Source organism: Bacillus sp. JJ1122 (genome assembly GCF_036964885.1).
Lineage (GTDB): Bacteria > Bacillota > Bacilli > Bacillales > Cytobacillaceae > Mesobacillus.
Window position 1 is genome coordinate 222106 of record NZ_JBALQL010000006.1, and the last position, 13881, is coordinate 235986.

Below are 13881 nucleotides of genomic sequence, written 5' to 3' on the forward strand. Positions count from 1 at the left end.
TGCCTGGTCCCATTCCCATTCCTGGTGCTCCACCAAATCCTGGGCGCGGCCTTGGTCCCATTGGACCAACACCTGGGCCTGAACCGCCATAGAAATTCTGATTTGTTACCTGGTTCACTGTAGACTGTGTTTGCGGGAAATAATGGACATGATCGTAATTAATATGGTTTACATTTGTAGTGTGAGTCGGATGAATATGTGGAACCACATTATTAACATAATTATGATTTACACAACATTTAGTAGGATGAACTACAGTTGGCAATACATTTGTCGGTTTGCAGTACATAGTGCATAACTCCTTTCCTATAGACTTATTCTTTACATTAACAGCCTATGAAGAAGCAATGCGTCTTGTACTAATGAAAACACCTATTTTTCAGGAGAATCTGCCGTGCAAGCCAAAAATAAAAAATTAAAGGAATGTGTAAAAGTTGTCCTTAAGGCCACTGAAAATAACAGCAATAAGTGTAATAACAACAAAATAGAGAACCAAAACCGCTTTATACATTTTACCAGCCCCGTAAAAATTATTAATTTTTTTGTTCCATACAATTTTACATTTTACAATGTCAGAACAGTTCATACAACAGGATATTACAGGTTTATTGCTGGTAAATGTTAAAATTTTGTTACAATTCAAGTTTTCATGCCGAAACGTGCTGTAAATACGGTTTAATTTGCCGAATCCTGCGCTTGCCCGGGAAATGCTTTCCGGGAAATTCTTATGATTCTTTTCTGAAGTTCTTCATTAAAAATGATGTCTTTTTTTGTAGTGCCCTCATCCCTTAAATGGAGGGACTCAGCAAGCCGGCAATATTCTAATGCCAGCTCAAGGTCCTTTTCCCTATGCTCAAAATATTTGGCAAGCTCTATGCATGCTTCCTTTCTGTCTTTACTTACCCCTTTTTCAGCACTTTCTTTCCACAGTGAAACGGCTTTTGTCCAGTCCTTGTTACGTTTATATTCAGCTGCCAAGGCATGCTTGGCAGCTGCTTCCTGTTCGTTTCCTATCTCAGCCAGCCCGCTGAATGTTTGTTTAGCTTTTTCTGATTCCCCCAGGTAAGAAAACCAGCGTCCAACTTCATACGTTTCTCTCGCCGATTGAGTTTTGTCTCTTCCTAAAAGCTGAAAGGTCAGATGTGTATATAGGGTTAATAGTGACAGGATGTCCGTTTCATTATGCTTGATTACTCCAAGCAGCCCTTCTGGATTCTTTCTTTCCAAGAAGTCGAAATAAATCATTGGTGCTAGGAATCCAGGGATATCATCTTTTCTTTCCAGGCCAAGCACTTCCTGTTCAACCATACTTAACTTCATTCTCTCAATTTTATGCTTCCACATCCGCCTTGCTGCATGGTAAAGGTCAAAGTGGCCATAGGCAGGCAATTTGGGAACATGATCTCTTACCAGAGTGTGCCTCGTCTTGACCTGTGGCCAGTCGAATGCCTTCCCATTATAGGTTACCAGGGTTGTATAATCGGCATTTTCAAGGAAGCTTTGGTAAAGTGCAACTTCGGCGCCTGGCTGCGGAAGAATATGCTGTTTTAGTTTTATTGAATTACCTGATACACTTGCATGTCCGAGCAAAAAGATCGTGTTGCCTGCCCCGCCGCCAAGACCAGTCGTTTCTGTATCAAAAAAAACAAGGTCCTCTGGTTTATGGCCTGAAGCGGATAGTGGATGTTTCGTTTCTTCATTATTCCAAAGGGAAACAGCCTCCAGCAAATCACCGAATCGGTAGCTGCCATGCTGGTAATCAAGCGGATAGTAGATTTCCCTTACCAAACAGTACTGACCATCGAAATAGAAGGGGGAAACAGATTCCTTTTCCCAAACATCGTGAAATGGAATTACTGGAGTATCCTGAACTGGTATCATTTCAGCTTTAGGTTTTTCACTCTCGCTTTTAATATGAGGTTTTAAGCGGTTCAATTTATTCTTAAGACTCATTTTCCCCCTCCTTCTTTAAACTGCTGCTTTAAGGAACATATTTAAGATTTTTACGACATCATTCTTTGAATGGATTGATGTCGTATCTGTGCCAATACATGAAGGACAGCCGTCCGAGCATTGGCAATTTATGACCATTCGTTTTGTTTGTTCCAATATCGCTTCAATACCCGAATAGATTTTTTCACTGAGACCTATGCCACCCGGGTAACGGTCGTAAAAAAAGATAGTTGGTTTCTCATTATGAGCAGCTTTTACTTGCGGTACAACATGGACATCGGATGGATCACACATGACAAATAAAGGTGCAATGTGCTTTAATGCCTGAGAAGTGCCAATCAGTCCCTCTTCAAGGCGATCATCATTAAATTCAGATAGCTCTTTATTCAGGGAAATCCAAGCTGAACTTGTATGCAATTCTTCTTCTGGTAGAAAAATGGGGCCAGATCCGATATTTTCGTGTGTTTCAAATCTGATTTTCTTAAATATGGTTGCCATCGCTCTGACGCTGACATCTCCATAACCAATTTCAGTTTCTTCGTTTCCTCGGTGCTTGTCCTCTTCCAATACACTTAGCTGGACTGCAAGATTGGCATCTGTGAAATAATCGACATCTACTTCACGGACAAATGCTTTCTTCTCGTCCCAATCGAGCTTTTCAACCTGAAATTGAATTCCCTGATGCAGGTAAATCGCTTCCTCATGTAAAAGTGTCATGGCTGAAAAGGTATCCATCTCACCAATGACTTTTACATTCGCAACATCAGATTGGTCGATGATCACTACGTTTTCCTGCGATGCTGATCTAAGGCTGATGTTATGGGCCGGAAAAGCATCATTCATCCAATACCATTTGTCACCGTTTTGATGAAGAATCCGTTCCTCTGTTAAATACTCTAAAATCTCTTCAATTTCCGCTGCTCCAAACGTTTCTCCTTTTTTAAATGGCAGTTCATATGAAGCACATTTTATATGGTCGATCAGGATGATTAAGTTGTCGGGATTAATTCTAGCCGTTTCCGGACTGCGATTAAAAAAGTAATCTGGGTTTTGGATGACATACTGGTCAAGAGGGCTAGAGCTTGCCACCATGATGACAACCGACTCTCCGTGCCTTCTGCCTGCCCTGCCAGCCTGCTGCCATGCACTCGCAATTGTTCCCGGGTATCCGTTCATTATGCATACCTGAAGCTGTCCAATATCGACTCCTAGTTCAAGCGCATTCGTGCTGACAACACCGTATATATCGCCCGATCTTAGACCCTTTTCAATTTCACGCCTTTCAGAAGGCAGATACCCTCCTCTATAGCCCCGGATTGCTTTTGGTCCAAGCTTATGCTTGACCAGTTCCTGGAGATAGGTTAGCAGTATTTCAACTCTGACTCTGCTGCGAGCAAAAACGATTGTCTGAATTTTATTTTTCAAGAACTCTCCTGCAAGACGTCTGGTTTCAAGTGTAGCACTCCTGCGGACGTTAAGCGGGATATTTACGACAGGCGGGTTGTAAAACAAGAAATGCTTCCTTCCTGAAGGTGCGCCGTTGTTGTCGATCAGGACCATATCCTTTTCAGTAAGTCCTTCAGCAAGTTCCAGTGGGTTGGCAATTGTTGCTGACGTGCAGATAAAAACTGGATCACTGCCATAATATTTGCATATTCTCTTCAGCCTTCTGATCACATTCGCTACATGGCTGCCGAATACTCCACGGTAAATATGCAACTCATCAATTACAACATATTTTAAGTTTTCAAAGAGCGATACCCACTTTGTATGGTGAGGAAGAATCGCTGAATGGAGCATATCAGGGTTTGTGATGACAATGTGGCCCGCCCTCCTCACCTTCTGACGGATATTTGATGGTGTATCACCGTCATATGTATAACTATTGATCGAAAGCTCAGCCTCCTGGATCAATTCATTGATTTCACTTTTCTGGTCCTGTGCCAGTGCTTTAGTAGGGAACATATATAGTGCTCTTGCATTAGAATCATTTATGATGGACTGGAGCACAGGAAGGTTATAGCAAAGCGTTTTTCCTGAAGCCGTTGGAGTAACTGCAACGATGCTCTGTCCACCCATGATTTGCTCATAAGAAGACTTCTGGTGAGTGTAAAGGCGAGAAATGCCGCGTCTCTCCAAAGCATTTTTCAATATTTCACATAAATCCTCTGGCATCTCATCAGTCTGAGCCTCTTTTTCCTCTATCGTATGCCAATGGACTATATTTCTCTTAACAGATTCACCGACTTGTAATTCTGTTAAGATCTCTTGCAAACTTTTACGCACTTTCATTTCGTTCACCTCGTTATTCCTATTTTAGCGAATAAATGTTCGTTGCAAAAGAAAAATGATAAATAATTGTTACTGCTATTTTTTGGCACAGAATTTGAAATTGATATTCAATTAATTTTCCGCTCGTTTCAGCATTTCAGGGAGTGATGTCCATGAAAAAACTCCTTTCAATATGAAAAGACAATGCCACGAAATTGTTGTATGTTAGACTGTGGTAAAGGTGATTGTTGATTTCAAATAAACAATAACCATTCACTCAGTCTTTTGTTAAAATAGTAAGAGATAAATATAGTATCACAATGGAGTGTTTCTTTTGAATAAAATAGATATTAAAAAAGTGCTTTCAGGCTTCTCGCTTTTCAGAGACCTGGATGATCAAGAGTTAGAAAAAATTGTTGAAATATCGATTACTCGAGAATGGAAGAAAAACAGCCATGTATTCCTTCAAGGAGATCCACTTGAAAATGTATATTTTATTAATGAAGGGAAAGTAAAGGTTTACAAAAGCGATGCCAATGGACGGGAGCAGATCGTTGCAATTCTTAAAAAAGGAGAAATGTTCCCACATGTTGGCTTTTTCCGCAAAGGCGGTTATCCTGGCTATTCAGAAGTGTTAGAGCACGCGAGCCTTGTTGTCGTGCCTATTTCTCAGTTCGAGAAGGTCCTCGTAGAGAATCCTCATTTGAGCATTAAGGTATTTAAAGTGCTTGGAGAAAAAATTGTTGACCTTCAGGAAAGACTTGAGGCACAAATTTTGAATAACACTTTCGAACAAATTGTGAAACTGCTGTTAAGGCTTGGAGAGCTGCATGGAGAAAAACAGGAAAATGGCAAAATAGTTCTAAAGTCAGATTTTACAAATAAAGATTTGGCAAACATGATTGGTACGACTAGGGAAACAGTAAGCAGGACCCTAACCAAAATGAAGAAGGATGGGCTTATTTTTAACGACCATCATGGAAATATGATTTTGGATACTGAGTTATTGTTGAATGAACTTATTTAATGGATGCTTCTTCAAGAATACACAAACCCGCTGCACTAATGCAGCGGGCTTTTTCCATTATTCTTTTATTCTGTCTTGCTTAATTGCATCATTGTTTCCATATCTTCCTGAGCTGTTGTGATCAGTTTCAAATTAAAGGTATCCTGAAGCACCTGCATCACACCTTCAGAAATGAACTCAGGCGGCTTTGGTCCAATACGGATATCCTGGATGCCCAGGCTGAACAGTCCCAGAAGTATGGCTACTGCTTTTTGCTCGAACCAGGAAAGGACGATGCTCACTGGAAGTTCATTCACATCACATTCAAAAGCGTCTGCTAATGCTTTAGCAATCTTAACGGTGGAAACCGAGTTATTACATTGCCCGAGGTCAAGGTATCTTGGTATATCCGTACCTGGAACGACTCCGTAATCAACATCGTTAAATCGGAACTTACCGCAGGAAGTAGTCAGAATTACGGCCTCCGGAGGAAGCGATGTTGCAAGCTCACGGTAGTATTCGCCACCCTTTCCTGGCGCGTCGCAGCCTGCTATGACGAAAAAGCGTTTTATCTTTCCATCTTTCACTGCCTGGATGACTTCAGGCGCGAGACCGAGCACAGTTTCGTGATGGAAACCTGTTACTAACGTTTCTTCAGAGTCCATATTGGCTTCTGGAAGCTCCAATGCTTTTTCAATCAACAAGGTGAAATCATCATTTTCTATTTTCCTAACATTTTCAAGCCCCGCCACTTCGTATGTAAACATACGGTCAGCGTAGGACCCTTTAATTGGCATAACGCAGTTTGTTGTCGCAAGAATCGCACCAGGGAATTTTTCAAACAGCCGGCGCTGGTCAAACCATGCCTTCCCGATGTTCCCTTTAAGATGCGAATATTTTTTCAATGCTGGATAGCCATGGGCAGGCAGCATCTCTGAGTGAGTATAAATATTAATGCCTTTTCCTTCTGTCTGTTTAAGCAGTTCTTCAAGGGCGAATAAATTATGCCCTGTTACAACGATGCACTTTCCTTCAATCTTATTCTGGCTTACACGAACTGGCTGTGGAATGCCCAGACGGCTAGTATGTGCTTCATCAAGCATTTCCATTACCCGCACTGCTGATTGGCCAACTTTCATAGCCATATCTATATGCTCCTGAACATTGAAGTTGGAATTGGTTAATGTCATATAGAGTGCTTCGTGAGTAGTTGCGTCTACAAATGGGTCTGTAAATCCAAGCTGGTTAGCATGTGTCCTATAAGCAGCAATCCCTTTTAAGGCAAAAATAATTGTATCCTGCAGACTCGCAATTGTTTCATCTTTTCCGCAAACTCCTACGACTTTACAGCCGCCAGTTGGTGTCTGTTCACATTGGTAACAAAACATGTATATACCCCTCTTCTGCTAATTTACTGTTTCAGCATACAAAGGAACACCAAATGGTTATGTGACCTAAATCACACTAAAAGCATTTTTCACAAAGTGTTCAAAAAATAATGGCGGAAAACAGAAAACAATAAGGGTTTAGTTTTAAAAGATTATTTGGAAAATGAACAAGGACATTCCGTCTCACATATTCTATTATAAGATACTTGCAGAGGAGGAAGAGACACGATGGCACCTAACCATCCTGATCGCCCAAAGAGACATGAAGCCCTGGAACAATGGTTTAAATCAATGAATCAAATCATACAGGAAAAACCTGTGAAAGGAATATTGCAAAGTATTGATGATTTCTTCAGACAGCCATTCCCCTATTCTCCAATTCATATTGACTTATATGAAACAGACACAGAATATGAGGTAACAGCTGAATTGCCTGGTATAAAAAAAGACCAGATTTCCATCGACGTGGTTAACAACTCGTTAACGATCACTGTGAATAAATCTGAGTCGTCTACGGAATTGAACGATATCACCCAAACACAAAGGCATAGGTCCTCAATGCAAAGGTCAAGCAGGACTATCCCATTTTCACAGCCTATTAACGAGAGGAAAATAAGGGCTTCCTACATTGATGGGCTGCTCAAAATAAAAATTGCTAAGAAACCAGGCAAGAAAATTGATATTATAATAGATCAAGACTAAAAAAAGCAGGCAATCGCCTGCTTTTGCTTTTACACTTTAAACATTCCGCCGAGCCCTTTAACCAAAGACGATACCTGAGTCACCGCATTCATCATCTGACCTGCAGTGTCTACCATCTTATTGACATCAAGATTTCCATCCTGGCTTTTAAATGAATTCATGATGGATTGCAATCCTGATGGCTGCTTTGGCATAAATGCCTGCTGTGGATAAGGATTGTAATTTTGAATATCTGGCTGCTGGCTGTAGTATCCATAAATCGGGTCATCCTCTGGCTGGAGAGGATTTTGGAAAAGCATTTTTGAATAATTATTCTTTGGTTGTGCCATTGAATACTGCTGGTTCCATTGTGGATTTCCCTGCATATATGGATTGATTGAGTAATCCTGCTGTATATATTGATTTTGCCAATTGCCCTGTATGCTGTTCCACTGAGGGTTTACATATTGTTGAGGGTACGGCTGTTGCCGGTTCAAACCTTGAATGTTTCCATTCCAATTATTAGATCCTTGATAATATTGATTTTCCCAAAACTGTTGCTGATAGGCATGCGTCTTGTTCCTGCGGCCAAACATGGGCGAACATCCTCCTCCATAGATTCATTACTATATCCTATGATGTTATCGCCCAGATGGTGATAGAGATTGGAAATGCCTACCGATTTTGTCTAAACATGAAATTAATTGTCGGAAGTTTAAATTTTTGAAAAATAAATGACAATTCAATTTTCATGATACGATGAAATCAAATAATGGAGGAGGATGAAAGATGAACGTTCACGAACTTAAAAATCTCTTTGCCCAAACAAAAGAATACACTCCGGAACATGTGAATGAATTGCTTGATTTCACAAAAAAATCGTATATTCAAAATGAAATAACCATTAATGAATACCGGAACCTTGTTCGTGAGCTGGAATTGCAAGGAGCCTTCATTCCAGAAGATCAGAAAGAGTTTTCTATTTAAATATAAAATTTGAAGCTGACTCAAAAGGTCTTTGAATTAGACCTTCTGAGTCAGTTATTTTATTTTTGTAACTTTCTCTACAGCCAATATCAGACTATGCAAAATAAACTCGACAGACTGAATTTGGTCAAGGAACCTTTTCCTGCTGGTTTCCGGAAAAAAGGCTTGAACAGAAATTACTTCTATATAATCAGCGGCGGTTTCAATTTGATTTGAATGGAGATTTTTAGGTTTATGCTCGATAACCCAATTAGTCGCTGCTTCTTTCCAAAGTATTGCAGTCTCTTTCACCTCGTCTGCAAAAGGCTTAACCTCTGTATGGAAATCCCCTCTGGTGCCTTCCTGTTTTGAAAACTCATATCGCCTTAGAGCGCTCTCTGAATAATCGATCATTTTTTTGGATAATTCTATTAATTGCTGGTGCTGATTCATTTTTTCTTCCTGCTTTCCTGAAATTAACCGATTGTGATAAATATGGAGGCCAAATAAAAAGTAGCTTTTTCATATATGAAAGCTACTTAACATTGCATTTATTCTATTATATATTAAAAACCTAATTCAAGTTTTAAACCTTTTGTATCAGTTATCAACGGAGCGTTGCTGTATTTATAGGCTGATACGTTCTTTTCAAGTCCATCAAGTACAAGTTCAATTTTCTCCAGTCGCTCTGTCTGAGCAATGCACATGTCAGATCTAATTCCAGTCAGTGTATCTTGCAAATTGGCATCAGCTACTTCCAGGTTCTGAATCATATCCGTCAATATCCCTAAAATCTGTTTCTTTTCGATTCCTGATCTCATACACAATCTCTCCTAACATTGATTAATTTTAAGGTCTGTCAGATGAAGTCCTGGCGGCACAAATTCGAGTAGAGAAAAATAAAATTTATAACTAACTCATCACGCTCTTAATCTTTAATTCTCCCTTGACACTTATCTTCCTTCACAGCTGACAAAACTAGTAGGAATTCGGCAAACAAAGTGCTTTTTTATCACAAAGATTACATCCTTCGACACCTTTGGCCCGCATGAAAAAATCCCAAATGAACAAACTAATCTCGGGAGGTGTTTTTATGAATAAGAAGCAGAACAAAAAAGTGCAGAATCCAAATAATACACCTGAGAAAAAAGCAGGCTATGGTGACAAAAAACTTGACGGACCAAATCGTCCTGCAGAATGACTAAACAAAAGCAAGGGGCTCCCTTGCTTTTTGTTTTGGATTTTTTAAATTGTGGTAAATATATCCTTTAATGACACTAGTGCATGAAGTTGTTTCTGTTTTTGGAGATACCATGTTGTCAAATGAGTCGGATGTCTATGGTTTATTTCTTTGTAAAGCCATTTATGCTGAAACTTCCTCTCTTTAAACCAGTCCCCTTGTTCATGGTAATGGTGGCTGATGATCGGGTATATGCACCTTAAGTAAGGAGTGTCTCTTCTTTTGTATTCCGGAAAAAATTTTTCATAATCATGTCTTGAAGCGGTATGCTCTGTCCTCAGGGCAAATTCCAGAAATAAGGGATACTTATGCTGATCAAACAAAATCGATGCCAGTCTTTTCCCAAGGTCAATCCTTTTTTTTACAGATTTGAACCCATTAACACTTGCTCCATAAAGCTCCCCGTCACAAGTAGGAAAAAGCACTGTGCTAAAATGAAAAAAATCTTCAAATGAGAACAACCAGGTGTTAAACACCCTCTTCTTAAATACATGATGCTTGATCACTGGTTTATGGATCACATTTTGTTCATTAACGATTAACGCGATCATCAGTCTTTTCTTGTCACTTGTTTCCCAGAATCGATGCCATTCTTTCTCCATAAAAGAGGATACGTCAAGGAATTTTAACAAGTGAAACATTGGAGTGTTTTTTTTCGTCGAATAGTTGTATAAAAGGAGCTGTGAATAGGCATCACGGAAAATCAGCCAGTTTGCCCTTTCATATGTAAGGAATAAACGCTTCCTGATGGCGGGATCAATCATTTTAGGAAACCATTCTCCCTCCAGGTCGCACATATTATAGCCGCCGTTTCTTGATACCATGCTTGCCAGAAACGCCCACGTCATTTCTGGAGTCTCTAAATAATATTGCATATACGCATTTGTTCTGGAAATATTGTCTACATTATATCTTTCTGTCTCACCCTTGATTTTTTGAACGACTTCATATTCATCATCTGGCAGCTGATAATAATGGGGATTTTGGGTTATTGACACACCTTTTCTCTTCCTTTACTTTGGGTTCTTTTTAGGGTGAATTTAAATGGGGCTTTTTATTCAACCATAAAGTCATCATATTTGGTATGATAAAGTGTAGTTTGTGAGGTGGGAAGCTTGATTTTTAATTATCCAAATGGCAAAAGGTACAACCCAAAGCCAGAACAGGCTGTTAAGATAAAAAAAGAAAAAAACACAGTATATAGTAACCGTGGCATGACATTGGAGGAAGATTTAAACGAAACCAACTCTTATTATCTTGACAGAGCGATTGCAGTCATTCATAAAAAACCGACGCCAGTACAAATCGTAAATGTTGATTATCCTCGCAGGAGTGCGGCAGTCATAAAAGAGGCATACTTTAAACAAGCCTCCACTACTGACTATAATGGTGTCTACAAAGGAAGGTACATTGATTTTGAGGCGAAGGAGACTAAGTTCTCTACGTCTTTTCCATTGAAAAACTTTCATGAACACCAGATCGTTCATATGAAATCAGTGCTGGATCAAGGCGCCATTTGCTTTGTCATCCTTCGCTTCTCTACTGAAGAAGAGGTTTTCCTTCTGGAAGCAAGCCATTTGCTTACTTTTTGGGATAGAATGAAATCCGGAGGCAGAAAGTCGATTACTAAGGAAGAAGTCAAAGCTTTCGGCAATCAAATCCCCCTCGGGCTTCACCCAAGGATTGACTATATTAAAGTTATAGATTATCTTTATAAGCTTAGTTAGTTTTTTGTTAGTAAATATCTCATATGTCATAGTTTTTTAAATTGAGGATTCGTTCTCTTTTCGTAAAAGTCACAGTCAAAAACATTAAATAACATCAAATTATGAAAAGAGTCTTAAGGTTAGAAAGGAAGGAACATTATATGGCACAGAAACCGCAAACAAGAGAGGAGCGGCGAAAACAGCTGGCATCCAAAAATAATAATGCTAAAGGCAATAAAAAACAAAAAGGAACCTTCAAAAAAATTTTCCTTGCGTTGATTACCCTTGGAATTATTGGCATGCTAACTGGCGTAGCTGTCTTTGCTTTTATGATACAGGATACTCCTAAACTTGATAAAGCTACTCTGAAAGATCCAATATCTTCAAAGATTTATGATAAAGATAATAATCTTGTCACAGAGGTCGGCTCAGAAAATAGAGACTATGTGGCCTACGAGGATATTCCCAAACAAGTTGAGGATGCTTTCATTGCCACAGAAGATGTCAGGTTCTATAAGCATAATGGTATTGATGTCATCCGCTTGGGCGGGGCGGTAATTGCCAATATCACTCATGGTTTTGGATCTGAGGGAGCTTCAACGATTACACAGCAGGTAGTAAAGAACTATTTCCTAGGATTTGAAAAGACTCTTTCAAGAAAAGCACAGGAAGCATGGCTCGCATACCAGCTAGAACAAAAGTATACGAAGCATCAAATTTTTGAGATGTATGTCAATAAAATCTATATGTCTGAAAACAGTCATGGTGTTTTAACAGCTTCAAGGATCTATTTTGGCAAAGACTTGGATGAACTTGAGCTTCATGAGGCAGCGATGCTTGCAGGAATGCCTCAGAGCCCTAATAACTATAATCCGTTCAAGCATCCAAAAGAAGCAGAGCACCGCAGAAATATTGTACTATCATTGATGCACCAGCATGGATTCATTTCTAAGGAAGAAATGGAAAAAGCACAGAAAATACCAGTAGAATCCACACTAGTTAAGGAAGAAAATCGTAAAAAGAAAGATGAAAAACCATTTGACTCGTTTGTCGATATGGTCATTGATGAAGTTGAATCTCAAGGCGATTTTGATATCTTTTCCGACGGATTAGAAATCTATACAACCCTTGACCCTAAAGCACAAACTCATGTAGAGAATATTTTAAATACAAATGCTGCTGTAGAATTCCCTAATGATGACATGCAGGCAAGCATCACATTGCTTGACACGAAGACGGGAGAAATCAGGGCGATTGGCGGAGGCAGGAACCAAAAAGTCCAAAGGGGTCTTAACTTCGCGACCGATATTAAAAGGCAGCCAGGATCAACTATTAAGCCAATTCTCGATTACGGCCCGGCTATTGAGCATTTACGCTGGGGTACTTACCATATGCTCGAAGATAAGCCTATGACCTATTCTAATGGGGAGCCAATCGGAAACTGGAATGACAAGTATAACGGAATCATGACAATGAGAATGGCATTGGCAAAATCAATCAATATTCCAGCCCTTCAGGCATTCCAGGCTGTTGGAGCCGAAAAAGCGCGGGAATTTGGTACTAATCTCGGATTAACGCTAAATGATCAAATCTATGAATCAGCATCAATCGGTGCGCATGAAATTGCACCTATCGAAATGGCAGGAGCATATGCTGCATTTGGCAACAATGGTTTCTACACGAAGCCATATGCTGTCAAAAAAATTGTCCTTAGAGACAAAACAGAAATTGATATGACACCTGAAACTGAAGTTGTCATGAAGGATTATACAGCTTTCATGATCACGGATATGCTTAAGACTGCAATTACATCTGGTACAGGTGCAACCTATGCAAATATCCCAAGCTTGCATGTTGCTGGAAAAACCGGAACCACGAATTACACTGAAGATGAAATAAACAAATGGGGAATCGGTTCTGGCGGTGTGCCAGACTCCTGGTTTGTAGGTTATTCAACTAGATACACAGCATCTATATGGACTGGATATGAAAACAGGAAAACCGCATTATATGGTACGGAACAAAAAATATCACAAATGCTCTTTAAAGACTTGATGTCCTATGTTTCTCAGGATGTTGACACTCCAGATTTCACAGTTCCAAAAAGTGTAGAACGAGTGAAAGTGGAAAAAGGCACTATGCCTGCGAAGCTTGCAAGCGAATATACACCAGAGGATCAAGTCCTATATGAATGGGCTGTAAAAGGGAATGTTCCAAATGAAGTCTCCAAGAAGTTCGACAAAATCGAGACTCCTGACAAACTGGAAGCCAAGTATGATGAAAAGAAAAATGAAATCATCTTAAAATGGGATTTCAAGCAAAAGGACAAAAAAGATATTAGCTTTGTAGTTACTGCATCCCTTGATGAAGGTCCTGAACAACAACTTACAACTACCTCCGAAACTGGATTAAAAATTGCAAATCCAGTTCCAGGCGGAATTTACTCATTCAAAGTAATTGCTGTCAGAGGTGACCAACAATCTGATCCAGCCGTAGTGACAATTGAAGTACCAGAGCTTCCAACTGAACCAGAAGATGATGGTACTATCGACAATGGTAATGGTAACGGAAACGGTAATGGCAATGGTAACGGTAACGGTAACGGTAACGGTAATGGTAACGGTAATGGTGACGGTACTGGAGATGGTTCTGGTACTGGAGATGGTACCG

Annotated in this window: 13 protein-coding genes; 5 read left to right on the forward strand and 8 right to left on the reverse strand. The window is 39.7% G+C overall.

Annotation, left to right across the window (positions count from 1 at the left end; genetic code table 11):
• The 3 genes from V7201_RS04820 to V7201_RS04830 form a co-directional block, all read right to left on the reverse strand.
• Nucleotides 1–289: CotD family spore coat protein (locus tag V7201_RS04820; protein ID WP_335375647.1), on the reverse strand; the 289-nt coding region annotated here is incomplete at its 3' end.
• 386 nt (nucleotides 290–675) lie between these two features.
• Nucleotides 676–1953 (reverse strand): ribonuclease H-like domain-containing protein, encoded by a 1278-nt coding sequence (locus V7201_RS04825; RefSeq protein WP_335375648.1) that lies wholly within the window; start codon nucleotides 1951–1953, stop codon nucleotides 676–678.
• A 15-nt stretch (nucleotides 1954–1968) separates the two neighbouring features.
• A complete protein-coding gene (locus V7201_RS04830; protein WP_335375649.1) occupies nucleotides 1969–4245 on the reverse strand; it encodes a DEAD/DEAH box helicase in 2277 nt (758 codons plus the stop codon).
• Nucleotides 4246–4558: 313 nt separating this feature from the next.
• On the opposite strand from V7201_RS04830, the gene V7201_RS04835 reads away from it, so the two are divergent.
• A complete protein-coding gene (locus V7201_RS04835; protein WP_335375650.1) occupies nucleotides 4559–5251 on the forward strand; it encodes a Crp/Fnr family transcriptional regulator in 693 nt (230 codons plus the stop codon).
• A 65-nt stretch (nucleotides 5252–5316) separates the two neighbouring features.
• Here V7201_RS04835 and hcp read toward each other — a convergent pair whose 3' ends face one another.
• Nucleotides 5317–6618 carry a hydroxylamine reductase gene (gene hcp, locus V7201_RS04840; protein WP_335375651.1) on the reverse strand — a complete coding sequence of 434 codons (1302 nt, stop codon included), beginning with the start codon at nucleotides 6616–6618 and terminating at the stop codon, nucleotides 5317–5319.
• Nucleotides 6619–6846: 228 nt separating this feature from the next.
• On the opposite strand from hcp, the gene V7201_RS04845 reads away from it, so the two are divergent.
• Complete coding sequence (locus V7201_RS04845; protein ID WP_335375652.1) at nucleotides 6847–7320, forward strand: Hsp20/alpha crystallin family protein; 474 nt, start codon at nucleotides 6847–6849, stop codon at nucleotides 7318–7320.
• Nucleotides 7321–7349: 29 nt separating this feature from the next.
• On the opposite strand, the gene V7201_RS04850 is transcribed toward V7201_RS04845, so the two are convergent.
• Nucleotides 7350–7895, reverse strand: coding sequence for a YppG family protein (locus tag V7201_RS04850; protein ID WP_335375653.1), 546 nt, complete (start codon nucleotides 7893–7895; stop codon nucleotides 7350–7352).
• A gap of 193 nt (nucleotides 7896–8088) precedes the next feature.
• Here V7201_RS04850 and V7201_RS04855 point away from each other — a divergent pair, with 193 nt between their 5' ends.
• A complete protein-coding gene (locus V7201_RS04855; protein ID WP_335375654.1) occupies nucleotides 8089–8286 on the forward strand; it encodes a YppF family protein in 198 nt (65 codons plus the stop codon).
• Between the two features lie 54 nt (nucleotides 8287–8340).
• On the opposite strand, the gene V7201_RS04860 is transcribed toward V7201_RS04855, so the two are convergent.
• The 3 genes from V7201_RS04860 to V7201_RS04870 all read right to left on the reverse strand — a co-directional run bounded on the left by V7201_RS04860 (nucleotide 8341) and on the right by V7201_RS04870 (nucleotide 10497).
• The gene (locus V7201_RS04860) at nucleotides 8341–8718 is read right to left on the reverse strand and encodes a YppE family protein (RefSeq protein WP_335375655.1); all 378 of its coding nucleotides are present in this window, start codon (nucleotides 8716–8718) and stop codon (nucleotides 8341–8343) included.
• Between the two features lie 113 nt (nucleotides 8719–8831).
• Nucleotides 8832–9086, reverse strand: coding sequence for a hypothetical protein (locus V7201_RS04865; protein WP_335375656.1), 255 nt, complete (start codon nucleotides 9084–9086; stop codon nucleotides 8832–8834).
• 424 nt (nucleotides 9087–9510) lie between these two features.
• Nucleotides 9511–10497, reverse strand: a complete 987-nt coding sequence (locus tag V7201_RS04870) for a DUF2515 domain-containing protein (RefSeq protein WP_438825016.1) — start codon at nucleotides 10495–10497, stop codon at nucleotides 9511–9513.
• Nucleotides 10498–10620: 123 nt separating this feature from the next.
• Between V7201_RS04870 and recU the strand changes: the two genes are divergently transcribed.
• Both recU and V7201_RS04880 read left to right on the forward strand, forming a co-directional pair.
• Nucleotides 10621–11232 carry a Holliday junction resolvase RecU gene (gene recU / locus V7201_RS04875; protein ID WP_335375658.1) on the forward strand — a complete coding sequence of 204 codons (612 nt, stop codon included), beginning with the start codon at nucleotides 10621–10623 and terminating at the stop codon, nucleotides 11230–11232.
• 140 nt (nucleotides 11233–11372) lie between these two features.
• Nucleotides 11373–13881 (forward strand): transglycosylase domain-containing protein (locus tag V7201_RS04880; protein ID WP_335375659.1); only part of this gene is annotated, 2509 nt, incomplete at its 3' end.

What these genes read in the sequence shown, in the direction of transcription:
- V7201_RS04855 (WP_335375654.1), top strand. Translation starts at nt 8,089, where the DNA reads ATGAACGTTCACGAACTTAAAAATCTCTTTGCCCAAACAAAAGAATAC.
- V7201_RS04860 (WP_335375655.1), bottom strand. Translation starts at nt 8,718, where the DNA reads ATGAATCAGCACCAGCAATTAATAGAATTATCCAAAAAAATGATCGAT.
- V7201_RS04845 (WP_335375652.1), top strand. Translation starts at nt 6,847, where the DNA reads ATGGCACCTAACCATCCTGATCGCCCAAAGAGACATGAAGCCCTGGAA.
- hcp (WP_335375651.1), bottom strand. Translation starts at nt 6,618, where the DNA reads ATGTTTTGTTACCAATGTGAACAGACACCAACTGGCGGCTGTAAAGTC.
- V7201_RS04825 (WP_335375648.1), bottom strand. Translation starts at nt 1,953, where the DNA reads ATGAGTCTTAAGAATAAATTGAACCGCTTAAAACCTCATATTAAAAGC.
- V7201_RS04830 (WP_335375649.1), bottom strand. Translation starts at nt 4,245, where the DNA reads ATGAAAGTGCGTAAAAGTTTGCAAGAGATCTTAACAGAATTACAAGTC.
- V7201_RS04865 (WP_335375656.1), bottom strand. Translation starts at nt 9,086, where the DNA reads ATGAGATCAGGAATCGAAAAGAAACAGATTTTAGGGATATTGACGGAT.
- V7201_RS04850 (WP_335375653.1), bottom strand. Translation starts at nt 7,895, where the DNA reads ATGTTTGGCCGCAGGAACAAGACGCATGCCTATCAGCAACAGTTTTGG.